The organism is Paenibacillus cymbidii, from assembly GCF_004764705.1.
Taxonomy (GTDB): domain Bacteria; phylum Bacillota; class Bacilli; order Paenibacillales; family NBRC-103111; genus Paenibacillus_AN; species Paenibacillus_AN cymbidii.
Genome location: NZ_SHLX01000011.1, coordinates 25,418 through 47,513, shown reverse-complemented (window position 1 = coordinate 47,513; position 22,096 = coordinate 25,418). Strand labels below are relative to the sequence as shown.

Genomic DNA, 22,096 nt, shown 5'->3' with positions numbered 1-22,096 from the left:
GTATTCATATGGCGGTTTCCTCCCATCGATTATCGCTGCCCGGAGCGGCGGCGGAAGCGGCTTCCGCTTCGGCCTCGTCCCCCGCTCCGCGGCAAATGTCGAGCACAAGCTTCAGCGCCCGGCGGCCGTCCTCGGCCGTCACGGCGGGCTCGCGGTCTTCGCGCACGGCGTCCCTCATGTCGGCGATGATGCATTGATGGCCGGGCACGCCGAACGGATCGCGGTTCGTTTCCTGGAGGAAACGTTGCGCCGCTTCCGGCTCCATATCCTCGAACGACCAGTGGCGAATCCAGTTCGCCGTCGCGCCGCCGATCACCGCCGTCCCCCGTTCGCCGAACACGGCAAGCGATTCTTCGTAATTGCGCGGATACACCGTAGCCGCCGCCTCGATGACGCCGAGCGCGCCGCCGGCGAACTCGACGACGGCGATGCCGACATCCTCGCACTCCATTTTGCGCAGACGGGTGGCCGTCATCGCCTTCACGGAAGCGACAGGCCCCATCAGCCACAGCATCAAGTCGAGTTGATGGATCGCCTGGTTCATCAGCACGCCGCCGTCATACGCTTTCGTGCCGCGCCAGAACGCCTGATCGTAGTAAGCCTGGTTGCGGTTCCAGCGCACGTTCGCGCTGATGTGGCTCAGCTTGCCGAACCGTCCTTCCGCAAGTGCCCGGCGCAGCTGCACGATCGCCGGGCGGAACCGGTTCGGATGCACGACGGCGCATTTGACGCCGTGACGGCGACAAGCGAGCGCAATCGCGTCGGCGTCCGCCAGCGTCAGCGCGATCGGCTTCTCGACGACAAGATGTTTGCCCGCTTCGGCGGCCATCACCGCCAACCCCGCATGCAAGCCGCTCGGCGTGCAGATGCACACCAGCTCGATATCCTTGCGGCCCAGCATCGTTTCCGCATCCGTGTAAGCGTCGGCCCCGTATTGCAAGGCAAACGCCTCGACCGTGATACGATTCGTATCACATACGGCACACAGCGTCATCCCCTCCGTCAGCCGGATCGCTTCCGCGTGTTTGTGGGCGATATGGCCGCAGCCGATAATCGCAACTTTCATTTGCTTGTCCCTCCCGCATTCCCGTTTCGCGTGTTATTGCCTGTCGGCTCTGCGCCGGCGGCCATTTCGACCGTCGCCCGCTCCGCCGGCGCTTCGTAGGTCGGTACGACAAGCCGCAGAGAAGCGCGAATCGACGCATCGTCCTCCAGCGCCGCCTTCTCCAGCCGCTTGAGCGCAAGCTCGAGCGCCGGGCGCGACACGCCCGACAGCCGGCCGACGAAGATGCGCTGGTGCTTCGTTGCCGTCAGTTCCTCGTCGTCGAGCAGCAGCTCTTCATACAACTTCTCCCCGGGGCGGATGCCGGTGTAGACGATGTCGATATCTTTGCCCGCCTCGAAGCCCGACAGCCGGATCAAGTCGCTCGCCAGATCGACGATGCGCACCGGCTTGCCCATGTCGAGCACGAATATTTCGCCGCCTTCGGCGAACGCCCCCGCCTGGATGACGAGCTGCACCGCTTCCGGAATCGTCATGAAATAGCGAATCATGTCGGGATGCGTCACCGTCACCGGGCCGCCGGCAGCGATCTGCTGCTTGAACCGCGGAATGACGCTGCCTCTGCTGCCCAGCACGTTGCCGAAGCGGACGGTGGCGAATCTTGTCTCGCTTGTGCCATTCAGATTTTGAATGTACATTTCGGCAATCCGTTTTGTTGCGCCCATGACGCTGGACGGGTTGACCGCCTTGTCGGTCGAAATCATCACGAACCGCTCCGTGCCGTAACGATCGGCGCAGTCGGCGACATGCTTCGTGCCGAACACATTGTTCTTGATCGCTTCCGCCGGGTTGCGCTCCATCAGCGGCACATGCTTGTGGGCGGCGGCATGAAACACGACCTGCGGCGAGAAGCGGCGGAACACATCGTCGACTCGCGCCGCGTCGCGAATGTCGGCGATCACCGTCTCGAGCGCCAGCGCGGGATACTGCTGCCGCAGTTCCATTTCAATCGCATAAATGCTGTTTTCGCCTTTGCCGAGCAACAGCAGCCGCTTGGGGCCGATCCGGGCGATCTGCCGGCTCAGCTCGGAGCCGATCGATCCGCCGGCACCGGTGACGAGCACCGTTCTGCCGCTGATGTAGCCGGCAATGCCGGCCGTATCCAACGTGACGGGATCGCGTCCGAGCAGGTCCTCCACGTCGACGTTGCGGATTTGGCTGACCGACAGCTTGCCGTGAATGAGATCGTCGATTTTCGGAATGATTTTCAGCATGCACGGCGTTTGTTTGCAGATGGCGATCGTTTCGCTGATTTGCTTCCGCGATCCGGAAGGCATGGCGATAATAATATGGCTCGCTTCAAATTGCCGGACGGCCGATGCGATCGCCTCCTTGCCGCCCCAGACGGGCAAGCCGCACACGACCTGATGGTGTTTCGACCTGTCGTCGTCGATGAACGCCACCGGCGTCATCAACGCATCCTTGTTGCCGATCAGCTTCTTCGCGACAAGCGTGCCGCAGTCGCCGGCGCCGACGATAATCGCGTTCTGCTGCGCGCTCGCGTTCTGCATGTGCTGCCGTTTGGCCTGGCCGCTCGGAATGAGCCTCAGGACGAAACGCGCGCCGCCGATCAGCAGCAGCATCGTTTCGAACGTACGCACGAACACCGTTAGCGGCACCGTCTTGCCGCTCAGCAGCGCGGTCAGCGCGTAGGACAGGGCGCAGCTGAGCGCAATCGCTTTGACAATCGCGACGACTTCCGTTACGCTGGCGTATTGCCAGATCCGCTGGTACAGCCGGAACGCCAGCATGCAGCCCGCCGTGGCGGCGACCGAAATGACGGCATACAGGATGCACTGCTGCAAATAATCGTCCGGCGTAAAGCTGTTGAAGCGAAGAAAATAGCTGGAATAAACGCTCGCGACGACCAACCCCATATCGATGAGGAGAAAAGAGACCAGTTTTTTCGGATAGCTCATGGCGTTACGTTCCGTAATAGCGAACATCGCCGGGATGTTTGCCGACATGATTGAGCACGGCGCCGAACAAGCGCGCGCCGGATTGTTCCAGCATGCTCTTCGCCCGCTCCACCGCGCGCCGTTTCACTTTCCCGCTGCGCACGACAAGCAGCACGCCGTCGGCGAGCAGCGACAGCAGCTGCGCTTCGCTAGTCGTCAGCAGAGGCGGACAATCGATCAGGATGACGTCGTACATCCCGCGCAGTTCTTCCACCACCTTCAGCATCCGCCCGGAACCGATCAGCTCCGCCGGGTTCAGCAGCGGATTGCCCGCCGTCACCAGCTGCAGGCGATCGATGTCGGTCGTGCGAATCGCCTCGGATACCGTGCACGACTCATCCAGCACGCTGGCAAGCCCGACCCGGTTCGCGCGCAGAAACGCCTGATGCAGCGCCGGCTTCCGCATGTCCGCATCGACGATCAGCGTTTTTTTGCCTTCGAGTGCGAACGTGATGGCCAAGTTGGCCGTCGTCAGCGATTTCCCTTCCCCGGCGGTGGCCGAAGTGACGACCAACACTTGCGCCGGTTGCCCGTTGCCGATAATCCGCAGCTTCGTGCGCAGCGCCCGGTACATTTCGGTCAGCGGCGAATCCGCGTTCGATTGCGACACCAGCGGATAGCGGTCAATGGAGCGAAACATTGGCATTGGTAGGGTCGCCTACTTTCTTGTTCGTTTTTTTCGAATCGGAGGCCGCGACGTCTTTTTTGCGGATTTTGCCGATAGCCGCGAGCGTCTTGATGCCGGCGAACCGCTCGAGATCTTCCTCCGAACGAATACTGTCGTTGAAATATTCCATCAGGAATACGCCAGCCAGCATAACCATCAGCGAAACGATCGCCGCAATCATCACATTCAGCTCCACATTCGGGCTTGCTGGCTCAGGCTTTCCGATGATTGAAGCTTCGTTCAACACTTTGACATTGTCGACGCCCATGACAAGGGGCACATGGCTGCGGAATCCGGCGGCCACCGCGTTGACGATGTCGGCGGCGCGCGCATAAGTTTCGGCTCTTGCCGTCACGATCATGACCGGCGTTTCGTTCACCGAATGCACGGTAATCAGCTTGCCCAGCTTCTCCGCGTCAAGGCCGAACTCGGGATGCGCCAAGGCAACCGCCTCAAGCACCGGGGGCGACGTCAAAATTTCCTTGTACGTTTCCGTCAGCTTGATATTGCCCTGCACTTCGTTGATGTCGGTGATGCTCCGCTCGCCGCCGGCCGCCGTGCCGATCATCAGCTTCGTGGTGGCGTCGTATTTGGGCGTCAGCAAGGAGGTGCTCAAATAGGCCGTCAGCATGCAGGCGCCGGCGGTTACCGCTATGAGAAGCAGCAGCCGTTTGCGAACCAGCGCGAGAAACAGTTTCATATCGAATTCCATGGCTATCCGAACCTCCAGAAAGGGAATGATCGTGCTTTTGATTCAGATACATTATGTATCATTATAGCTCTAATTTATGATACGTTATGTATCGTGTCAAGCGTTTTTTTTCACCCCTTTGGTTCCGGGCTTCCTGTATTCCAGCAAGCCGAGCCCAATCAGCTCGCCGAGCAGCGCACGCACATCGGCTTCCGCCGCATGGTCCGGCAAATCGTAATGCCGGTCTACCGCCCTTACAATATCGGCCAGCGTCTCCCCGCTGCCGTTCTCCAGCAGCGACCAGATGAAGCTGACCAGGCCGTGCAACTTGGTAATCGTCATTTGACCGAGGTGGAGCACCACCCATTCGTCGCCGACGGCAATCGATTCCAGATTCGTGTGCTTGCGGTATATTCCGCTCATCGTATCGCATCCCAGAATAAGTTGTTTTTTTGAAAATAAAGCCGCCGCACCGGCACTTTCCGGGTCAGTTCCTTGCACAGCCGCAGCAGCTTGAGCGCTTCGCGGTTGTCGCGCGACCAGAAGAACAGATGATCGAGTACGGCCAGCATGCTTTCCGACTGCTTCAGCTGCACTTGCCCGACCCGCAGCGACGGTTCCAGCACATACAAGGCGCGCAGCGGGTAAAAGACAGGGTCTCCCTTCGAACGGATGGCGCTGCGGAACGGGGAATCGCCGACGGCGATCGCTTCTCCCCTGACGCGCACCAGCGCAATTTCGTCGGCCAGCACCGGCCGGGGAAACGACAGATCGGCTACCGTGGACTTCCCGCTTCCCGCCTTGCCGGCGAACAAGTAGCCCTGGTTGCGGTCGACCAGGCACGAAGCCTGCAGCAGGAAGCCCCATTCGCGGTGAATCAGGATGGCGCCGTACGCATTGACAATCGCGTGCATCAGCGCCTGTTCGTCGTGCAAACGCAAGTCGGCCACGGCGAATCCGGCGTCCAGCTTCACGCGGTAATCGCTGCGCGCAAACACGACTCCGCCGTCAGAGCCGTCCGCAATCCGCACGTCGTGACGGTCGAACGGTTCGCCGTAGCCTACTTCGATATCGAACCGGAACTCGGCGCCCTGGCGCCTTTCACCTTCGGAAGGCGGCGGAAACAGCTGGCACAGCCGGGTGTAGATGCCGCCGGACGACGTTGTCATCACCACCCGATGTTCACCGATGATAGCGAAATAGCGGAACATAGGCCCTTCCTTTCTGTGGGGCATAATGGCTTGCCGACCCCGGCCGTTACAGCAGGCGGCCGGGCACGACGCAATGACGGAAATGGATGATATGATAGCCGAGCAGCTTGACCGCCCGCTGTTCGCCGGACGGGCAGCGTTTGCTTTTGTCGCCGCTCTCTTCGCCGAACAAATAATTGACGTTGACGCGGAAAAAGCTGGCGATCGCCCGCATCGTTTCGATATCGGGCTCCCGGCGGTCGTTTTCGTAATGGGACAACGACGCCCGCGTAATGCCGATCCGATTCGCCAGTTCCTCCTGCGTCATCTGCCGCGTTTCCCGCAGATAGGCGATTCTGCTGCCGAATCCCATCAGCCGGTCACCTCCCGTGCCGGTTGCGCCGGTTGCGCCGGTTGCGCCGCTTGCTCCACCATGCGGAAGATGTGCCCGTACGTCACCGACCGGTCGAAGCTGCGTTCGGCGATTTGCCTTGCGCTCCGCCCCATGCCGGCCGCCGTTTCCGGCTGCTCGCGCAGGAAGCGGATGTAATGGGCAAGCGCTTTCGCATCCCCGGGCATATAGTTGAAGCCGATGCGCTCCCCGCCGATCAGGCGCTGCACTTCCTCGTTCCGGCTGCTGTTCAGAATCGGCAGTCCGGCAAACAAATAATCGCCAAGCTTGTTCGTCAGACTGGCCTGGGAACCGCCGTTGATTGCATGGACCGCCGCGTCCGAACGAACCAAGTACGGAATGAGCCGTTCGTAAGGCAACGTGCCCATGAACTCGACCGGCGCCCCAAGCGAAACCGCCAGCTCGCGCAAACGGCTTTCATGCGGACCGCCGCCAAAAATTTTGCACACGACGCGTTTCGCTTCGGGCTTGCGCTGACGGTCTTCCGCCGCTACGAGCGCAACCGCGCGGATCACCGTTTCCATATCGTAGCTGAAGCTGAGCGTGCCGATATAAGTAAGCCAGAATTCGTCGTCCGGCTTGTCCGACAGTGTATGTGCGGATGCGCAGCGATCGAAATAATGCCGGTCCGTGCCGATATATACCGCCCGCGCTTCCTTGGCGCGCCGGTTGGCGGACACGCCGCGACCGGCATACGTTTCGGAAACGGCGACCAGGTAATCGGCCAGCCGGTACACATAGTTCGCGTACAGCGTGAGCGGGTACACGACAAGCTTGAGCAGCGGGAGCGGCAGCTGCAGCACGGCATTGATCGACTCCGGCCATACGTCCTGGATGTCGAGAATGAACGGGATGCCGCGCCGTCTGGCATATTCGCCGGCGATCCGCGCAGCGCCCATCAGCGGGTAAGCGGCGTAAATGATGTCGGGCCTGCTGCCGCTTGCGTCCAGGGCGGCAAAATAACGCCGCGTTTCGCGCTCGAACGCGCGATGGCTGCGGATGCGGGCGAGGCCGACATTCGTGCGATACCCCGGCTCGTGCAGCAGCACAAGCCGAAACCCGTTCGCCGACGCCGCTTGCGCCAGTTTGACCGGGTCGCGCTGCTTTTTTTCCGTGTGGCTGAAGCTGCTCGTGATAAGCGTCACTTCATGCCCGCGTTGAACCAGTTGCTCCGTAATGTAGCGAAACCGGTTGAACCCGGCTTCGCCCGGCAGCAGCGTAAACGGTGCGACGATCGACACTTGTTTCGTTATCGTCGTCGTCATGCGAGGAAATGAACCCGCCCGCGCCGCAAATCGAACGTCGAGTCGTCAAGGAAATGGTAGTAATAGTCGGCCTGCCGATACGCCGGAATCGATTGCATCGCCAGCTGGTACAACAGCCGCAGCAGTTGCTTGCGCATCGGCTCGCTGGTTTGAAACACCGCTTCGTATTCGAAGCGGACGCCTTGTTTTTCGCTCCAGACGAGTGTACCCGGCATGTAGGCGAACTCGTCCATAATGCGGATCGTAAACGCGAACCCGATTTGCGGATTGACCGGAAAGCGGAAATCGCACTCGAAACGCATGCCTTTCAAGCTTATTTTTTCCACGTCGATAATCGCTTTGCCCGTGCGAATCAGCCGGTCGCCGATCCGCACGATCCGCAGCTCGCCGTATAGTGATTCGCAGCTTTTCAACGGGATATGCGAACTTTTGCCCGATTGTTCCACCTGCATGGTTTCATCACCTGCTCCTCGCTTTCTGTTACGATATGTATCATTATACCCTCACAATAAGATACGTTTTGTAACTTGTCAAGAAAAATCGTACGTTTCCTCCGCGCCGCCGGCGTTCCGTTGTTACTATTCACAGTCACCCTGCTGCTGGGACACGGTGCCATGTAAATAGCGGACGGAGGTTCCGTTATTGCTTCGAAGTTGGTTGTTGCGCACCGAATAGCGGAAGGAGATTCCGTTATTGCTCCAAAGTTGGCTGTTAAGCACCGAATAGCGGAAAAAGATTCCTCTATTCCTCCAACATTGGTCTTCCAACACGCCTTAGCGGAAGTCGGTTCCACTATTGCTCCAAAGTGTCTTCAAGACCCGGGACTATCGAAGCGTTGAAATGGACGAAACTGTGAATCGTAACGTGCCGTTCGCAAATGCTTGTCGCGTTTGGGCGGCAAGTTGTTGTATAATGATTTTACATGCCCACTGCGACATTACGTACCATCAGTCCGGGATTAGGAGGATCCGTTTCGATGAAACACGGCAATCGCATCGCACATCTGCGGGACGAACGGCGTTTGACGCAGGAAGAGTTGGCCGTACGCGTCGGCATCACGCGCGCCGCCTTATCCCATTACGAGAACAACAGGCGCGAACCGGACTATGCCACGATTCAGAAGATCGCCGATTATTTTAAAGTGACGGTCGACTATTTGCTCGGCCGCAGCAGCGAGCCGCAAATAGACCAGACCGCAGAGACGCGCGCGTTCGCCGAACGGCTGGAGCTTTCCGATCAGGCGCTGCTCGACAAATATTCGTTTACGATTGACGGCCAGCCGCTGACGCCGGAAGAAGCGCGACGCTTCCTTGCCTTCATCCGCGCCGACCGGTCGATCAACCAAGGATGAGAAAACCTCCGCCTCTTCAGTCAAAAACCTGCCCCTTCCGCGCGAATCGCGGGGAAGAGCGGCAGGTTTTTTTGTCAGGCAACGTGTAAGCGTTATCGTTCGGCTTGCGACGCCGCCTGCAACGCTTCTTCGCGCGAAGCCGCCGACTCCGACTCCGCCCAATAGGGAACTGCCCTATGCTCATCGATACAATGGTCCGCCAGCGGGAGTTGCCGAGGAGCGCTTGCCTTGCCGTTCCATTGTTCGAACCGTTCGAACGGAATGCCTAGCTCGGATAATACGCGACGCACGTCCAAAACCGTTTTGCCGTTTCCATTGCCCATTAACAGCGCTCCCTCACAATCTCATTCTCGACTCCGTGACTTGTCCTGTTGCAATCGCAATTCGTATTATAACGAAACCGCACGGAATTTAATGTCAATTGGTGGGACGAGTTTCGGAAATTTCGGTTCTATTTTTGTCGAACGGTTTCGGTTGCGGCAGGTTTGTTCGCCATCGCCACGTGTAAGCGCATACAAATTTCAACAGCAACACGGCGCCTGTCGATCATGACTGGCTCCGTTTTGCCAATTGGTGGGGCGTGTTTGAAAACCCGCTCAGTGGCATCTTGCACCGCCTTTTCGCCCCCTGCTGCGTCAGTTTTGCTGGACTGACCCACGGTAAGCCTGCGCAAAACTTCCTTGCATGGAACGAAAATTCGGCACAATCTGCTTCCTTCGGGGTTCTCAAACACGCCCTAGCACTTTCTCCACGCGCCGTCGTTTGGCGCCGGCCACGTCGTCCAGCCGTGCGGCCAGCGCGGCGGCGAACGCTGCCGCCCGTTCGGCGCGAACCGCCGGCAGCGCCAGCTCGGCATACATCGGCAGCTGGTTCGGCGGACAGCTGCGCAGCTGGACGAGCAGCTGCCGCCACGCCGCGGGATAGCGGTCGTCCGCGTCCGCGCTCAGCGCCGCAAAGATGCGCACCGCCTGGTCGCGCGTAATGACGGAACCGTCGCGCGCGGCGTCCGCGATCGTATCGAGCGCGGGTGCGACCGCTTCCGGGCGCACGCGGGCGATCGCCGCCAGCGCGGTCATCGCGCCCCAGACGAGTCGGTTGTTGCTGCCTGCCAGCAGCGCGAGGAACGTCTCCGCTTCGCCGGCGATCATGTGCGGCGCCCGTTCGCCGATTTCGTACAGTACCTTGATGCTGTCGCTTTGCGCCGGTTTGGTTCGGCCGCGCAGCAGGCCGATCAATTCGGCGACGGCGGCGGCGTCGCCGCTTGCGGCGATTCGTTCGGCCAGCGCGATATTCGGCTCTTCCCCGCGCTCGCCAAGCGACGAAGCCAGCTGATCTTCGATCGACATGAACAAAGCCCCTTCCGGTATGGTTGGTCTGCTTTAGTATACCATGCGGAGACGATCCGCCACCTGCCGGGCGGGAGGTTCGCGATATAAGCCATGTTTTTTGGCCTATTTCGCACAAAGAAGGCAGTCGCAGCAAAATAGCCAGTGTTTTTGCTGGCTATTCGCGCAAATGTGACGCGATTGGAGCCATCTGGCCCAAATAGCCAGTGTTTTCACTGGCTATTCACGACGTGACAGCCAAAACGGGGCCAATAAGCCATTTTTCATGGCCTATTTCAGCCTATTTGTATTTCCCTATGCCTGGGGAAGGAGTCGGTTATGGACGCTTCGGCGGGCGAATGACGATTTTGTCGCCGTCGAGCTCCAGATGCGCCTTGCCGCTTATGCCAAGCGCCTCCAGCATCGCCGCCGGCACCTGCAGCCGGCCGACGCGGTCCAGCACGACGAACTCGTCGTGCGATACTGAAGCCGCTTCCGCCAAGGCAGTCTCGCCGGTTGTCCGACGCACGGACGGACGGATCAGTTCGGCGCTCGTCAAGCCGTCGCGAATGGCGACAACGCGGTCGACCTGGCGCGCCAGCGACAAATCGTGCGTCACGATGACAATCGTCACGCCGAGCTCGCGGTTCAACCGTCGAAACAGCTGCATGATCAGATCGGAGGTGGCCGAATCGACCGAACCGGTCGGCTCGTCGGCCAGCAGCAGCGGCGGCCGGTTGGCCAGCGCTATGGCGATGGCTACCCGCTGCTGCTCGCCGCCGGACAGCTGCCGCAGCTTGCTGCGGACGCGATGCCCGAGGCCGACCCGCTCCAGCAGCTGCAGCGCATAAGCACGGTCGACGCGGCCGGCGAGCATCATCGCGGTTTCCACGTTCTCCAGCGCGCTCAGGTACGGCAGCAAATTGCGCGCGTTGTTCTGCCAGACGAAGCCGACCGCATGCCGCTTGTAGCGCACCAGCTCGATTTCCGTCGCGCGCAGCAGGTCCCGCTCGGCAACGCGCACCTTGCCCGCCGAAGGGCGATCGAGCCCGCCGAGAATGCTGAGCAGCGTCGACTTTCCGCTGCCGCTTGAGCCGATGATCGCCATCAGCTCGCCCGCTTCCACGCGCAGCGACAACCCTTGCAGGGCAACGACTTCCGTTGCCTCGCTTTTGTATATTTTCACAAGCTCCTCGCATTCGATCATCGGATTCACGGCGGCGCGCCTCCTTGTTGGCCCATCCTATCGTTCCTCGCCCAGCTTGACGGCCTGGTGCACGCGAATGCGGCGGATGTGCAGCACCAGAAGCGTGGCGCCGACTGCCATCATCGTCCCGGTAATCGCGTACATGCGCACGGTATCGCTGCCTTCAAAAATAATTCGCAGCGGCGGCGCCTGCGCCTCCGGCGCGCCCGTTTGCAGAAACGGCAAGTACAGCCGGACGGCCGCTCGGCCGATGTACAGCCCGAGCGCCATGCCCGTTCCCGCGGTCAGCAGCTGTTCGAGCAGCAGCATGACGGTCAGTTGCCCGCTGCGCAGGCCTGCGGCCCGGAGCGAACCGAATTGCACGAGCCGGCCGGACAACGCGAACGTCCAATAGAGCAAATAGCCGGCAAACGTGACAAGTGCCGCCACCAGAAATGCCAGGCTGAGAATGCCGAACATGCCGCTGCGCTGCGGGTCGTTCGCCAATCCGATCAGCGCCCCGCGCAAGTCCGATACGCCGGCGACGCCGATCTGCGCCCGTTCGAGCGCCTGCATGACCGGCGCCGCCTTCGCGCCTTCCTGCATATGCAGCCATACGTCGTACGGAGCGAGCGGCACCTGGCTGTAAATGTAGTCGAGATTGGCGACAAGAAACGGCTTGTCGTCCGGATCAAGCGTCGGCCAGTACGGCACGATGCCGGCGACGACGAACTCGATGTCGGTCTGCTGGTACGAAACGGTTACCGTATCGCCCGGCTTGATGTTGTACCGCTCGGCGAACGGCGCGGACAGCAGCGCCGCCTGTTCGTAAGCGGCCAGCAGGTTCAGGTACACGTTCGGATGATGCGGCAGCAGCTTGTCGGCAAAGACGGCAGTCTGAGCAAAATCGACATTGTCGATGCCGAACAGCCGCGCCGCTCCGAGCGACTTGCCGGCGGCCGCCGCCTTGGCTTCGGCCTGCAGCACGCGCGCCGCCGCAGCGACGCCGGGCGCCGAACGGAACGCCTCGAACGGCGGCTCCGTGTACGACACCTGCTGCGATTCGCCCTCCGCCGCCACCTCCTCGGAGTAGCTCTCCCAGATCGGCTTCACCACCAGATCGGCGCCGTACCGGTACGCGGTGCGATCGACGTCGGCGCGGTCGATCGTGCGCGCCGCCGAACCGTTGTAGACGCCGAGCCCAAGCGTCAGCACGAGCAGCAGCATCAGCGGGTAGTAGGCGGGCGCCGAGCGGGACAAGCGCGTCAGCGTCAAATAGAGCGGCACGCTCATCCGCTTGTGCAGCGCCGCAAGCAGCCCGCGCACGAGCAAGGGGAACAGGCGCAGGCAGAACAGTCCTGCCGCCGCAATCGCCAGCGCGGGCATCACGAACAGCGCCGGCTGCAGCTCGCCCGCCGCCCCGCCGGCGGCCATTGCGGCGAGCCCGCTCTTGCGCAGCAGCGTCCAGCCGTACGCGGCCAGCAGGAGCATCGCCACGTCGAGGTAAGCGACGTGCCAGAGCGGCTTGCGCTCCGTGCGCGCCAGCTTGCGTTTGTAGCCGACGATCGACTGGCGGGCCGCCGCCAGCGCCGGCAGCAAACCGGCGGCGAGCGCGAGCGCAACAGCTGTGGCGCCGTAGCCGAAAGCGCGCGGCGACAGGGCGACCGGCAGCGCCTTTCGTCCCTGGAAGGCGAGAAAGCCGTTCGCCGCTCCGATCGCTTTGGCCAGCAGCATGCCGAGCCAGGGACCGGCCGCCAGCGCAAGCGCGCCGAGCAGCAGCCCTTCGAGCAGGAACACAAGCGCAATCTGCCACTTGCTGCCGCCCCGGCTGCGCAGCACGGCGATGTCGCCGAGCTGGCGCTCGATCGATTGCCGGGCGTTCATCGCGATCGCGTACAGCACCATCGCCAGCAGCGGCGCGGCCAGTGCGAACAGCATCGCCTGCAGCTTGTCGCCGCTGCGCTTGATGTCCGCCAGCAGCGGCAGAAACGTCAGCTCCGCGCGGGTATGCGGCAGCAGCTTCTCCAGATCGGCGTCGAGCCTGTCGAGCGCGCCGGCGGCTCTCGACAGGCGGGCGTCGTTCATGCCGCCGAGATCGTAAGCCGCGTACCAGACGCTGGCGAACAGCCGCAGCCGCTTCTGCTGCATCAGCTCCTTCTCGAACACGCCGGTATCGGCTACAAGATCGTTCATCAGTTCGTCGGCGCCGCCGCCCCAGACCGGGTCGGCCTCGTCCTTCGGCCGGAAGCTGCCGACGATGCGTACGGTCAGCCGCACATTGCCTTTGTCGCTTGGCGCCGTATAGGCGAACTCGTCGCCGACGCGCATCCCGGCGCGATACAACGCTTCCTCGTACACAATCGCTTCCACGGCATCGCCGCTCGCCGCCGGCAAACGGCCGGCCGTCAGCTCGATGCGTCCGGCAAGCTCGGGCCGATCAACCAGCTCCATCTGCCGCACTTTGCCGTCGCCAGCAGCGCCCGGATCCACGGGAGCCAGCCGCGCCGGCGGCAGCGAACGAACCAGCGACGCCGCGAGCACGGGCAAACCGATCCGGGCGGGAAGCTGCAGGCGCACATATTCGTCGACGGCCGCCAGCTTGGCCGGGTCGACGGCTTCGTTGCCGGCGCGCTGATACCGGACCGACAGCGAACCGGCCGGCAATCCTCCGGCGGCTTGCTTCAGCGCATCCGCAGTCAGACGCGCCAGCGAGCCGGACGCGTACATCGGCACGCTTGCCGCTACGGCGACCGCAATCGTCAGGCCAACCCAGACGGCGAACGTGTGCCAGGCCGTCTGGCGCATCTTGCGCAGCACAAATCGCAGCATCGCCATTATTTCCCGACCACTTTCTGTCCCGCCGTCAATCCGCTCGCAATTTCCGCTTCCGTTGCGGTCTGGATGCCGACTTCGACGTTCGCTTCATGCTTGCTGCCGTTGTCGTCGACCACGACGTACATTTGTCCGGCATGCGTGCGCAGGACGGAGGACGGCACGATCAGCGCCTGTTCCTTGCGCTGCGTTACGACGGAGACGGTGAGCGGCGTGCCGCGGCTGACGCCGTCCGGCAGCTTGTCCAGACGCACGACGACATAGCTGTCGATCGTGTCGCTGCCCGCTTCGGCCGTGGCGCTCGGCATTTGCGCGATCGTCCCCTCGTAACGTCCGGCCGTGTTGATCTCGACCGTCGCCTTCATGCCGACCGCCAGCCGCTTCAAGTCGTCGCTGCCGAATTGGGCGGCGACCGTCAGGCGGGAATAGTCGGCGATGACGGCGATTTTGCCGTATGCGCTCGCCATGTCGCCTTTTTTCGCGTGCACGGAAACGATCGTGCCGTCGAACGGCGCCCGAATCGTCGCTTCCCGCAGCGTTTCCTTCAGCCGGTTCAAATCTTCCTGCTTCAGCTCGTAATCGAGCTTCGTTCGGGTCGCCAGCGCGCCGTCGCTGCCGTCGTTGCCGGCGCTGCGCATCGTTTGTTTGACGTCCTCCTGCGCCATCAGCAGCTGAATTTCCTTCTGCCGGATTTGCGCGTCGAGGTCGCCCATGTCCAGCTGCGCAATCGGGTCGCCGGCTTTGACCGTATCGCCGCTTTTGACGAACAAGTCGCTGATGCGCCGCCCGCTTTCGACAAAATACAGCTCCTCCTCGGCGAGCGACATCAGCTTGCCGGTCCCTTTGGTCAACTGCTCGATCGTGCCCGATTTCACCTCGTACGCGGGCTTCTGCGATATTTTCGGCGGCACGACCGGCGGTATCGTTTCGGCTTCCTCTGCCTGCGGCAGCAGCCCGCAGCCGGCGACAGCGGCAAGCAAGAACACCGCAGCAGCCGCAAGCGCAAGACGCCGCGCATAGGCGCTAACCGGTAGCAAGCGCGCCGTCCGCCATTTCATAAACATGGTCCGCTTCCTCCACAATCGTTGCGTCGTGTGTCGTCATGCATACCGTCGCTCCTTCGTCCGCAATAATCGCACGAAACACGTCGATCATCCGCCGGGTCATGATCGAATCGAGCTCGGCCGTCGGCTCGTCCGCCAAGAGCAGCAGCGGCTTGTGAGCGATCGCCTTGGCGATGCAAACGCGCTGCTGTTCGCCGCCGGACAGCTCGAACGGGCGGTGCGACGCGCGTTTGCCGAGCCCGACCAGCTCGAGGCATTGCGCCGTGCGCCGCTTCCACTCCGCCCGCGGCACGCCGGCCAGCCGCAGCGACAACTCGACGTTCTCATAGGCCGACAGCATCGGCATCAACGCATACGCCTGAAAAATGAAGCCGATCCGCTTGCGCCGGATGCGGGTCCGTTCGGCGTCGCCCAGCCGATGAAGCGGCTCGCCGAGGAAACGAATTTCGCCGCCGGTCGGCACGTCGAGCCCGCCGAGCAGGTTGAGCAGCGTCGTTTTGCCCGAGCCGGACCGGCCGCGCAGCATCACAAGCCGCCCCGGCATCAGGGCGATATCGACGCCGCGCAGCACGTCCAGCCTGGCGCCGCCGACGCCGAAGCTGCGCGTAACGCCCGCCGCTTCGAGCAGCGGCTGCTCCGCGTGCGCGCTTGCCAACGCTTCCGGCTCCTTGCCGGCCGCCGAACCGTTCGCGCTTGCGCCTCCGTCCGACCGCCCCCACAATCTGAGCCGCGCACGCATCTACTTCGCCTCTTTCTGTTCCTGCTTGTTTTTCTCTTCGAGCTTGGTTTTGCTCAGCTGCTCCTGCCCTTTGTCCTGCATCGTCTTGAGCGCGTCTTCAACCGTTTTGCCGCCGCTGATGACCGCCTTCATCTGTTCGCCGGCAATCGTGTTCCACTGCTCGAGGAAACCGGCCGGATACTTCTGCGCCAGCGACGACTCGTCCGCCTTCAGCTTGTAGAACGCCTCCATATGGCGGCCGTCGGTAAACTTCGCCTGCAGCGCCGACTTGCGGCTCGGCAGTGTGCCGTTTCCGCCGATCATGATGCCTTGCGAGCCCATCTTGGCCAGCTCGCCGCCGTTGATGAACTTCCACAGCTCCCACGCTGCGGACGGATTCGCCGCCTGCGCCGGTATCGCCACAATTTGCCCGACGGTGAAGCCGCTGCTTACATCGGGATTGCTCGCATCCACCGGCATCGTCACGACGTCCCAATTGAGCGGTTTGCTGCTGTCGGACGGCGCTTTCACCTTGCCGGCCATGCCCATCAGATTGATCGTGCTGTCGCTGTCGACCATCATCGCCGCCCGCCCGGACAAAAACACGTCGTTCTTGAACGTATCCGGGCCGATCATGACAATCGTTTTGCCGCCGCTCGCTCCTCCTCCGCCGCCTCCGGGCAGCCCGCCGGCATTTTGCGCGGATGGCACCGACACGCTGCCCGATTTGTACGCGTCGGCGACGAGCTTCGCCACCTTGTTCCAGTCGGCGGTGTTCACCGACAGCTTGGCGTTGTCGTAATCGACGAACGCCAGCCCTTTGGCCATGCCGATCGACGTTGCCAGCTCGAACGGATTCGTCACGCCGGACGGCTGGTGCAGCCCGTAAATGCGCGCATCCCCCTGCCCGTCGGTCGGAAACCGCCGCGCCAACTGAAGCACGTCTTCCCAGCTCATCTGGTCGGTCGGATACGGTACCCCGTATTTGTCGAACAAATCCTTGTTGTAATACAACGCTTTGCCGCCAAACGTCGGCGCCATGCCGTACAGCTTGCCGCCGCCCTTGACGCGGAGCAGGTCGGTGACGGCGGGAACGAAGTCGTCGAGATCGAACTTGTCGCGCTTCATCATCGCCTCCAGCTCGGCAAGCTTGCCGTCCGCCGCCAAAGCCTCATACTGCGCGGGCGTCAGCATGACCAGGTCCGGCTTCTCTTTGTCGAGCAATTCCTCCATCGCTTCCGCAGGATCCACTCCCTGTCCCATCGTCTCGCGCGTGGATACAACTTCGACGGTTACGTTCGGAAACTTCATCTTGAACAAATTGCCGTACTGCATGTTGAACGCTTCCGCGTCCATGTACGCGACCTTAATCGTCGCCTTGTCGTTTGCATCGAACGATTTGAACGTATTTCCCGTCCCGCTTCCGCTCTCGCTGCCGCAGCCCGCCGCCAGCACGGCGATCAGTGTCGCAGCCGCCGCCGTTTTCCAAATCCTTTTCATCGCTACCGTCCTCCTATCGATTGTTCGCCATAGGGACCAGTATAGGGACGATTTCTTAGAAAAAGCTTTGCTTCGGCGGTGACCGGTAATAGGGGGATTTGCCTCCTTTCATTCTAAAAACGTATTGACCTTCCGGCAGCGGGAACCTTTATACTGGAAGCAGGACGTTCCGACGAACGCACAAGGAGAAGCCGGGTATGATGACGATCAGCCAGTTCAGCGAACGAACGGGGCTCCGGCCCAAAATATTGCGCTATTACGAAGAAGTTGGGCTGATCGTTCCCGGCAACAGGGGCGCAAACGGCTATCGGCAGTATGCCGATTCGCAGGTGGAGACGGCGCGGCTCATTCACAGTCTCCGGCAAGCCGACGTCAGCATGGCGGGGATCAGGGAGTTTCTGGCGGCAACGCCCGAACGAAAAGAGGAGCTGCTTGCCGAGTGGCGGAGCATGGCCGAAACGAAGCTGCTGTCGGTGAAAATCGCCCACCAGTTTCTCCAGGGCTTCGATTCCCGAGCGAAACGAATGCATCTCGTGCACTGGGAAAACAGCCGCACGCTGGTTTGGTTCCCGGTGCGGGATGATGACGGAGGAAGCGCTTCCTTCTCACAAACGGCGCAACGCATCCAGGAGAAAAGGATCGCGCCGAACGAAACGGTCGAACGCGCAGCATACTTGCGCTTCCCTTCCCCGGGAAACGAGGCTCGGGTGACCGAAGCAGAAATCGGGTTAATATGGGAGAATTCGACTCGTTGTCCGGAAGGCGGGCGGCTGGAGAAGTTTCCTCCCACGCTGTTTGCCACGATGGCCTGCACATGGGAGATGCCAAACTCCTGCAAACCGATGCTGGCAACGATCAAACGATTCCAGTTCGAAAGTGTGGGCGAACCGCTCCGGAAGATCGCCTTCCGGGACGAAACGGACTATACGCTGATGATCCCGGTTTTGAGCCGGGGACTGGGCAAAGGGGATGAAGGATGATGACGCATCGGTTAAACGTAACGGCGCTGCGCGGTGTATATTTGACCGTGTCGGACGCCCGGCGCTCGGCGGCGTGGTTCGAACGGCATTTCGGGATGACGGGCGTACCGTACGGCGATTTTCCAAGCGTAAAGCTCCCCGAAGGCGGAGCCGTAGTCCTGGTCGAAACATCGCAAAGAAACGTTTACGAGAGCAGTCCGTTCCATTTCAAATGCAATGACGCCCGCCTTGCGCATGGCGAACTGACACGGCAAGCGGTTCGGGCTACGGAGCCGGTGAATTGGCACCATTATGTCGACTTCAACTTTTTCGACCCGGACGGGAATCCGATCGCCGTCATCAGCGACCCGGGATGGCGGCCGCACCCGAACAACTATTTTCGCATGGACGGCATATTTATGGGCTCGACTCGCCTCGAGCAATCGCTGGCGTGGTATCTCGACGTATTCGGAGCGGAAATCGAATACGATTTTACGCTCGAGACGGCTTCGTCGCCTCATGCCAGAATGTGTTGCCTTCGCGGCGTTCCTTTTACGTTGTTCGAATCCCCGGGGGGGCTGGTCCATCACCGGTTTTGCGATTTTGCTACGCGGGATGCCGTGGCGGATTACCACTATTTGCTGGATAAAGGGGTCCGGGTAACGCCGCTTGTTCGTGACGAAACCCGATTCGGCTTCAGCTTCATCGATCCGGAGGGACGGGAAATGGGGCTGGTGGAGGAAAAAGAGTAATCGCGGCTGTTCATTGCCGACGACAACTTATGCGCTCGTCTCGCCTTCGTCTTCGTCTTCGTCTGCGGCGGCGACTTGCGGTTCCACCCAGACGGACTCTTCGAACTGGCGAAGCTCGAACAGGTTGCCGTAGTGATACAGCCGCACACCGTCCTCCGGCGCGAACCGCAGGCAATGTTTGGTGTCGATGACGCACTTGTCGGCCATGCCGTCCAGCGCCGCAGCGGCGAGCCCGGCGAATTCGCGATGATCCGCCAGCACGAGCAGGCACCAGGCGCCTCGCAGCGCCTCGCTTGCACCGTACAGCGGGAACGGAGCGTCCGCCGGCTTCACGTGCGGGTCATGCGCCTTGACCGCAAAACCTTCCTCTTCCAGCAGTCGGACGATCTCGAGCGCCGGGCTTTCGCGAATGTCGCCGACATTGCCCTTGTACGTCAGCCCGAACACGGCAACCGGACCGGGAGATAAGCTTCTGCGGGCACGGTCGCCCGCCAATTTGAGCACCTGCGCCACTACGAATTCGGGCATGCCGTTATTGACGTGGCGCGCCGTTGCGATAAGCGGCGTCAGGAACGGCGCCTGTTCGATGATGAAGTAAGGATCGACGGCGATGCAGTGTCCCCCGACTCCCGGTCCTGGCGAATGGAGATGAACCCGCGGATGTTTGTTCGCGCAGCGGATCGCTTCCAGCGCATCGACGCCGATCGCCGCCGCCACAATCGCCAGCTCGTTGGCAAGCGCGATGTTGACGTCGCGGTACGTATTTTCCATCAGTTTCGTCGTTTCCGCCGTTACGGCAGTTGTTTCGACGATTTCCCCCTTGACGACAACGCGGTACCATTCGGCGGCGCGTGCCGCCGAGGCCGGGTCGTATCCGCCGATAATGCGGCTGTTCGCGACCAATTCGCGCAACATATTGCCCGGCATCACCCGCTCCGGACAATACGCGAGAAACAGATCGTCGCCGATCGTGTACCCGGCTTGCTGCAGCAGCGGCGCCACAACGTCTTCCGTCGTGCGCGGCGGAACGGTCGATTCCACAATGACCAGGTTGCCGGGACGCAGCACGGGGACAATCGAGCGAATCGCGGCGACGACGAAACGGAGATCGGCGGTCCGATCAGGGTGCACGGGCGTCGGCACGGCGACGATAAATGCGTCGGCCGGCTCCGGCGCCAAGCCGGCGCGGAACGAATGCCGCGCGCGTACGCTGCGGTACAAGGTCTCCAGACCGGCTTCCTCAAGCTGGACCTCGCCCCGGTTCAAATCGGCCACGATCCGCGCGTTCGTATCGACGCCGACCGCCTCGATGCCGGCATCGGCAAACACTAGCGCCGTTGGGAGACCGATATAACCCATGCCGAGCACACACAGCTTTTTCACCATGCGCCATCACTTCCTTCTCCCCTATCCATATGCAGACGAAAGATACAATGTGTATCCGAACAGCTGCGCACGCGCCTGTTTCCGGCTTTTTCCGCGTTAAAGCCGATCGTGGGGCAACATTTCCGCCGTCGCATACAGTTCGCCGACTCTCGCCGATTCCCGGGCGCTTGGGTTTTCGCAGCTGCTGCAAAGTGCGAGCGGATAAACCGTTTGATAGAAGCCGGTTTTAAACACAACGTCCGCCTTGTCGCGCGCTATTAGCCGATTGCAATTCAAACAATAAACGCGGGTATCGATCCGATTGACCATCGGTATGTGGCTCCTCTCCGCATGATGGCAGCGGGTTTGATTTTTAGATACGATATGTAACTTGTAACACCATGTTATGATACAAATTGTCTCGTGTCAATCAAAAAAAACGACCTGTCGGCTGCTGCCGGCAGGCTTGTGTGCGCTTGCCATTCGCAGACAGGTCACCCCGCCACCAGCGGCAGTGAAATGGCGAACTGCGTGCCTTTGCCGACTTCGCTGTCGGCCTGGATCGTACCGCCGTGCTTCTCGACGATCCACTTGGCGATCGACAGCCCCAGTCCGCTGCCGCTGTCGGTTCGCGATCGCGAGCGGCTGCCTTGATAGAAACGATCGAAAATGTACGGCAGCTCATACCCGGCGATGCCCATCCCCGTATCTTCGATCACCAACGTCGCAGCGGTGCTGCAACGTTTGCAGATGAAGCGGATCGTACCGCCCGCCTCGGTAAATTTAAGCGCGTTGTCGAGGAAGATGACGCACAGCTGCTGCAGCCGCTCTTCGTCGCCGACGGCATGCAGCCCTTCCTCCACGTCGATCGACATGTCGATGCCTTTGAACGCGGCAAGCGGCGCAAACTTGGCCGCGGCGTCGTGCAGCACCTTCGTCAGCTCCAGCCGTTTCTTCGCCAGCTCCAACTGGTTCGAATCGCTGCGCGCCAGCGTCAAGAGCGACGCAACGAGCTTGCTGAGCCGTTTCGTCTCTTTCAGCATGGACGAGATCGTGTCGCTCTGCGTTTCGATCGTCTCGTCCGGATGGCGCAGCAGCAGCTCCGTATTCGCCCGTATGACCGCCAGCGGCGTACGCAGCTCGTGCGAGGCGTCGGAGACGAACTGCTGCTGCCGCTCCCACGACAGGCGGATCGGCACAAGCGCCCGCCGCGCCAAATAGGAACCGGCCATAACCGCCGCGCCTCCTCCGGCAATCACGGCAATGCCCATGATAAACAGCAGGCTGCGCATCATACCGAGCTCGGGATCGATGTTGATGATCGTTTGCGTCACGACAATGTCCGAAGGCGCGGGCTCGCCGGTCTTGACAGTTTTGACGCGATGCGTGAGCACGCGGTAGCTGTGCCCCGACGACTCTACGGTGCGCGGCTTGTCGTCCTCGGGCAAGCCGCGAAAAGCGTTGAAGTCGAACCCGGTAGTGCTTTCCTTATCGAAGGGCAAATCGCCCGTCGGCTCGCCCCTGGCGTTCCAGAATAGCGTAATCATCCGCACATCCGCTTGCAGCGGCGCGATCTTCATCACCGCTTGCGTGCTGCCGATTAGCTTCTGATTCTCGATAAACACCGCCGGCTTCGCCCCGATGTTGCCGGTCAGCGACGCGTCCACCTTCCGCAGCAAATGGTGCTGGACCGTCGCATACACGATGCCGCTAAATCCGAGCAAAATGACGAAAAAAACGACCGCATTCAACACCGTCAGCCGCAAGCTCGTCCGATGAAACATTGCGCCTTCTCCCC

22 protein-coding genes are annotated in these 22,096 nt (G+C 61.4%); 3 read left to right on the top strand and 19 right to left on the bottom strand.

Features of this window, described 5'->3' with window-relative positions; genetic code table 11:
* Positions 1 to 4 precede the first annotated feature (4 nt).
* From EXY20_RS16395 to EXY20_RS16360, 9 genes are all read right to left on the bottom strand, one after another.
* On the bottom strand, positions 5 to 1,066 hold the full coding sequence (locus EXY20_RS16395; RefSeq protein ID WP_135553055.1) for a Gfo/Idh/MocA family protein: 1,062 nt from the start codon (positions 1,064 to 1,066) through the stop codon (positions 5 to 7).
* Complete coding sequence (locus tag EXY20_RS16390; RefSeq protein ID WP_135553053.1) at positions 1,063 to 2,982, bottom strand: polysaccharide biosynthesis protein; 1,920 nt, start codon at positions 2,980 to 2,982, stop codon at positions 1,063 to 1,065. The genes EXY20_RS16395 and EXY20_RS16390 overlap by 4 nt, the downstream gene beginning before the upstream one ends.
* Before the next feature lie 4 nt (positions 2,983 to 2,986).
* Entirely contained in the window at positions 2,987 to 3,667 is a 681-nt protein-coding gene (locus tag EXY20_RS16385) for a CpsD/CapB family tyrosine-protein kinase (protein WP_135553051.1), read from the bottom strand.
* Complete coding sequence (locus EXY20_RS16380) at positions 3,645 to 4,400, bottom strand: YveK family protein (protein ID WP_135553049.1); 756 nt, start codon at positions 4,398 to 4,400, stop codon at positions 3,645 to 3,647. Before EXY20_RS16380 ends, EXY20_RS16385 begins: the two co-directional genes overlap by 23 nt.
* 96 nt (positions 4,401 to 4,496) lie before the next feature.
* Positions 4,497 to 4,802, bottom strand: coding sequence for a PqqD family protein (locus tag EXY20_RS38995; protein ID WP_167859289.1), 306 nt, complete (start codon positions 4,800 to 4,802; stop codon positions 4,497 to 4,499).
* A complete protein-coding gene (locus tag EXY20_RS38990) occupies positions 4,799 to 5,554 on the bottom strand; it encodes a hypothetical protein (protein WP_167859288.1) in 756 nt (251 codons plus the stop codon). The genes EXY20_RS38995 and EXY20_RS38990 overlap by 4 nt, the downstream gene beginning before the upstream one ends.
* Positions 5,555 to 5,636: 82 nt before the next feature.
* Complete coding sequence (locus EXY20_RS16370; RefSeq protein ID WP_135553047.1) at positions 5,637 to 5,942, bottom strand: helix-turn-helix domain-containing protein; 306 nt, start codon at positions 5,940 to 5,942, stop codon at positions 5,637 to 5,639.
* Complete coding sequence (locus tag EXY20_RS16365) at positions 5,942 to 7,246, bottom strand: glycosyltransferase family 4 protein (RefSeq protein ID WP_135553045.1); 1,305 nt, start codon at positions 7,244 to 7,246, stop codon at positions 5,942 to 5,944. Before EXY20_RS16365 ends, EXY20_RS16370 begins: the two co-directional genes overlap by 1 nt.
* Positions 7,243 to 7,698, bottom strand: a complete 456-nt coding sequence (locus tag EXY20_RS16360; RefSeq protein WP_135553043.1) for a hypothetical protein — start codon at positions 7,696 to 7,698, stop codon at positions 7,243 to 7,245. The genes EXY20_RS16365 and EXY20_RS16360 overlap by 4 nt, the downstream gene beginning before the upstream one ends.
* Positions 7,699 to 8,222: 524 nt before the next feature.
* On the opposite strand from EXY20_RS16360, the gene EXY20_RS16355 reads away from it, so the two are divergent.
* Positions 8,223 to 8,597: a helix-turn-helix domain-containing protein gene (locus EXY20_RS16355; protein WP_135553041.1), complete on the top strand. Its 375-nt coding sequence runs from the start codon at positions 8,223 to 8,225 to the stop codon at positions 8,595 to 8,597.
* A gap of 92 nt (positions 8,598 to 8,689) precedes the next feature.
* Here the strand turns inward: EXY20_RS16355 and EXY20_RS16350 are convergent, their stop codons facing one another.
* The 7 genes from EXY20_RS16350 to EXY20_RS16320 all read right to left on the bottom strand — a co-directional run bounded on the left by EXY20_RS16350 (position 8,690) and on the right by EXY20_RS16320 (position 17,222).
* On the bottom strand, positions 8,690 to 8,920 hold the full coding sequence (locus tag EXY20_RS16350) for a hypothetical protein (protein ID WP_135553039.1): 231 nt from the start codon (positions 8,918 to 8,920) through the stop codon (positions 8,690 to 8,692).
* Between the two features lie 402 nt (positions 8,921 to 9,322).
* The gene (locus tag EXY20_RS16345; protein ID WP_135553037.1) at positions 9,323 to 9,943 is read right to left on the bottom strand and encodes a hypothetical protein; all 621 of its coding nucleotides are present in this window, start codon (positions 9,941 to 9,943) and stop codon (positions 9,323 to 9,325) included.
* Positions 9,944 to 10,259: 316 nt separating this feature from the next.
* Positions 10,260 to 11,129 (bottom strand): ABC transporter ATP-binding protein, encoded by an 870-nt coding sequence (locus EXY20_RS16340; protein ID WP_135553368.1) that lies wholly within the window; start codon positions 11,127 to 11,129, stop codon positions 10,260 to 10,262.
* Between the two features lie 36 nt (positions 11,130 to 11,165).
* Complete coding sequence (locus EXY20_RS16335) at positions 11,166 to 13,937, bottom strand: ABC transporter permease (RefSeq protein ID WP_167859287.1); 2,772 nt, start codon at positions 13,935 to 13,937, stop codon at positions 11,166 to 11,168.
* Between the two features lie 5 nt (positions 13,938 to 13,942).
* On the bottom strand, positions 13,943 to 15,004 hold the full coding sequence (locus EXY20_RS16330) for an efflux RND transporter periplasmic adaptor subunit (protein WP_135553033.1): 1,062 nt from the start codon (positions 15,002 to 15,004) through the stop codon (positions 13,943 to 13,945).
* A complete protein-coding gene (locus EXY20_RS16325) occupies positions 14,964 to 15,743 on the bottom strand; it encodes an ABC transporter ATP-binding protein (RefSeq protein ID WP_135553031.1) in 780 nt (259 codons plus the stop codon). The genes EXY20_RS16330 and EXY20_RS16325 overlap by 41 nt, the downstream gene beginning before the upstream one ends.
* Positions 15,744 to 17,222, bottom strand: a complete 1,479-nt coding sequence (locus EXY20_RS16320; protein WP_135553028.1) for an ABC transporter substrate-binding protein — start codon at positions 17,220 to 17,222, stop codon at positions 15,744 to 15,746.
* Between the two features lie 197 nt (positions 17,223 to 17,419).
* On the opposite strand from EXY20_RS16320, the gene EXY20_RS16315 reads away from it, so the two are divergent.
* Both EXY20_RS16315 and EXY20_RS16310 read left to right on the top strand, forming a co-directional pair.
* On the top strand, positions 17,420 to 18,202 hold the full coding sequence (locus EXY20_RS16315) for a MerR family transcriptional regulator (RefSeq protein WP_207671286.1): 783 nt from the start codon (positions 17,420 to 17,422) through the stop codon (positions 18,200 to 18,202).
* Positions 18,202 to 18,933, top strand: coding sequence for a VOC family protein (locus EXY20_RS16310; protein WP_135553026.1), 732 nt, complete (start codon positions 18,202 to 18,204; stop codon positions 18,931 to 18,933). Before EXY20_RS16315 ends, EXY20_RS16310 begins: the two co-directional genes overlap by 1 nt.
* Positions 18,934 to 18,960: 27 nt before the next feature.
* On the opposite strand, the gene EXY20_RS16305 is transcribed toward EXY20_RS16310, so the two are convergent.
* The 3 genes from EXY20_RS16305 to EXY20_RS16295 all read right to left on the bottom strand — a co-directional run bounded on the left by EXY20_RS16305 (position 18,961) and on the right by EXY20_RS16295 (position 22,082).
* Positions 18,961 to 20,319 (bottom strand): nucleotide sugar dehydrogenase, encoded by a 1,359-nt coding sequence (locus EXY20_RS16305; RefSeq protein WP_135553024.1) that lies wholly within the window; start codon positions 20,317 to 20,319, stop codon positions 18,961 to 18,963.
* Positions 20,320 to 20,415: 96 nt separating this feature from the next.
* The gene (locus EXY20_RS16300; RefSeq protein ID WP_135553022.1) at positions 20,416 to 20,628 is read right to left on the bottom strand and encodes a DUF3973 domain-containing protein; all 213 of its coding nucleotides are present in this window, start codon (positions 20,626 to 20,628) and stop codon (positions 20,416 to 20,418) included.
* Between the two features lie 164 nt (positions 20,629 to 20,792).
* Positions 20,793 to 22,082, bottom strand: coding sequence for a sensor histidine kinase (locus EXY20_RS16295; protein ID WP_135553020.1), 1,290 nt, complete (start codon positions 22,080 to 22,082; stop codon positions 20,793 to 20,795).
* Positions 22,083 to 22,096: the final 14 nt, after the last annotated feature.

What these genes read in the sequence shown, in the direction of transcription:
- EXY20_RS16390 (WP_135553053.1), bottom strand. Translation starts at nt 2,982, where the DNA reads ATGAGCTATCCGAAAAAACTGGTCTCTTTTCTCCTCATCGATATGGGG.
- EXY20_RS16310 (WP_135553026.1), top strand. Translation starts at nt 18,202, where the DNA reads ATGACGCATCGGTTAAACGTAACGGCGCTGCGCGGTGTATATTTGACC.
- EXY20_RS16295 (WP_135553020.1), bottom strand. Translation starts at nt 22,082, where the DNA reads ATGTTTCATCGGACGAGCTTGCGGCTGACGGTGTTGAATGCGGTCGTT.
- EXY20_RS16305 (WP_135553024.1), bottom strand. Translation starts at nt 20,319, where the DNA reads ATGGTGAAAAAGCTGTGTGTGCTCGGCATGGGTTATATCGGTCTCCCA.
- EXY20_RS16385 (WP_135553051.1), bottom strand. Translation starts at nt 3,667, where the DNA reads ATGCCAATGTTTCGCTCCATTGACCGCTATCCGCTGGTGTCGCAATCG.
- EXY20_RS16360 (WP_135553043.1), bottom strand. Translation starts at nt 7,698, where the DNA reads ATGCAGGTGGAACAATCGGGCAAAAGTTCGCATATCCCGTTGAAAAGC.
- EXY20_RS16370 (WP_135553047.1), bottom strand. Translation starts at nt 5,942, where the DNA reads ATGGGATTCGGCAGCAGAATCGCCTATCTGCGGGAAACGCGGCAGATG.
- EXY20_RS16300 (WP_135553022.1), bottom strand. Translation starts at nt 20,628, where the DNA reads ATGGTCAATCGGATCGATACCCGCGTTTATTGTTTGAATTGCAATCGG.
- EXY20_RS38995 (WP_167859289.1), bottom strand. Translation starts at nt 4,802, where the DNA reads ATGAGCGGAATATACCGCAAGCACACGAATCTGGAATCGATTGCCGTC.
- EXY20_RS16355 (WP_135553041.1), top strand. Translation starts at nt 8,223, where the DNA reads ATGAAACACGGCAATCGCATCGCACATCTGCGGGACGAACGGCGTTTG.
- EXY20_RS16345 (WP_135553037.1), bottom strand. Translation starts at nt 9,943, where the DNA reads ATGTCGATCGAAGATCAGCTGGCTTCGTCGCTTGGCGAGCGCGGGGAA.
- EXY20_RS16335 (WP_167859287.1), bottom strand. Translation starts at nt 13,937, where the DNA reads ATGCTGCGATTTGTGCTGCGCAAGATGCGCCAGACGGCCTGGCACACG.
- EXY20_RS16325 (WP_135553031.1), bottom strand. Translation starts at nt 15,743, where the DNA reads ATGCGTGCGCGGCTCAGATTGTGGGGGCGGTCGGACGGAGGCGCAAGC.
- EXY20_RS16350 (WP_135553039.1), bottom strand. Translation starts at nt 8,920, where the DNA reads ATGGGCAATGGAAACGGCAAAACGGTTTTGGACGTGCGTCGCGTATTA.
- EXY20_RS16365 (WP_135553045.1), bottom strand. Translation starts at nt 7,246, where the DNA reads ATGACGACGACGATAACGAAACAAGTGTCGATCGTCGCACCGTTTACG.
- EXY20_RS16340 (WP_135553368.1), bottom strand. Translation starts at nt 11,129, where the DNA reads ATGATCGAATGCGAGGAGCTTGTGAAAATATACAAAAGCGAGGCAACG.
- EXY20_RS16380 (WP_135553049.1), bottom strand. Translation starts at nt 4,400, where the DNA reads ATGGAATTCGATATGAAACTGTTTCTCGCGCTGGTTCGCAAACGGCTG.
- EXY20_RS16395 (WP_135553055.1), bottom strand. Translation starts at nt 1,066, where the DNA reads ATGAAAGTTGCGATTATCGGCTGCGGCCATATCGCCCACAAACACGCG.
- EXY20_RS16330 (WP_135553033.1), bottom strand. Translation starts at nt 15,004, where the DNA reads ATGTTTATGAAATGGCGGACGGCGCGCTTGCTACCGGTTAGCGCCTAT.
- EXY20_RS16315 (WP_207671286.1), top strand. Translation starts at nt 17,420, where the DNA reads ATGATGACGATCAGCCAGTTCAGCGAACGAACGGGGCTCCGGCCCAAA.
- EXY20_RS16320 (WP_135553028.1), bottom strand. Translation starts at nt 17,222, where the DNA reads ATGAAAAGGATTTGGAAAACGGCGGCGGCTGCGACACTGATCGCCGTG.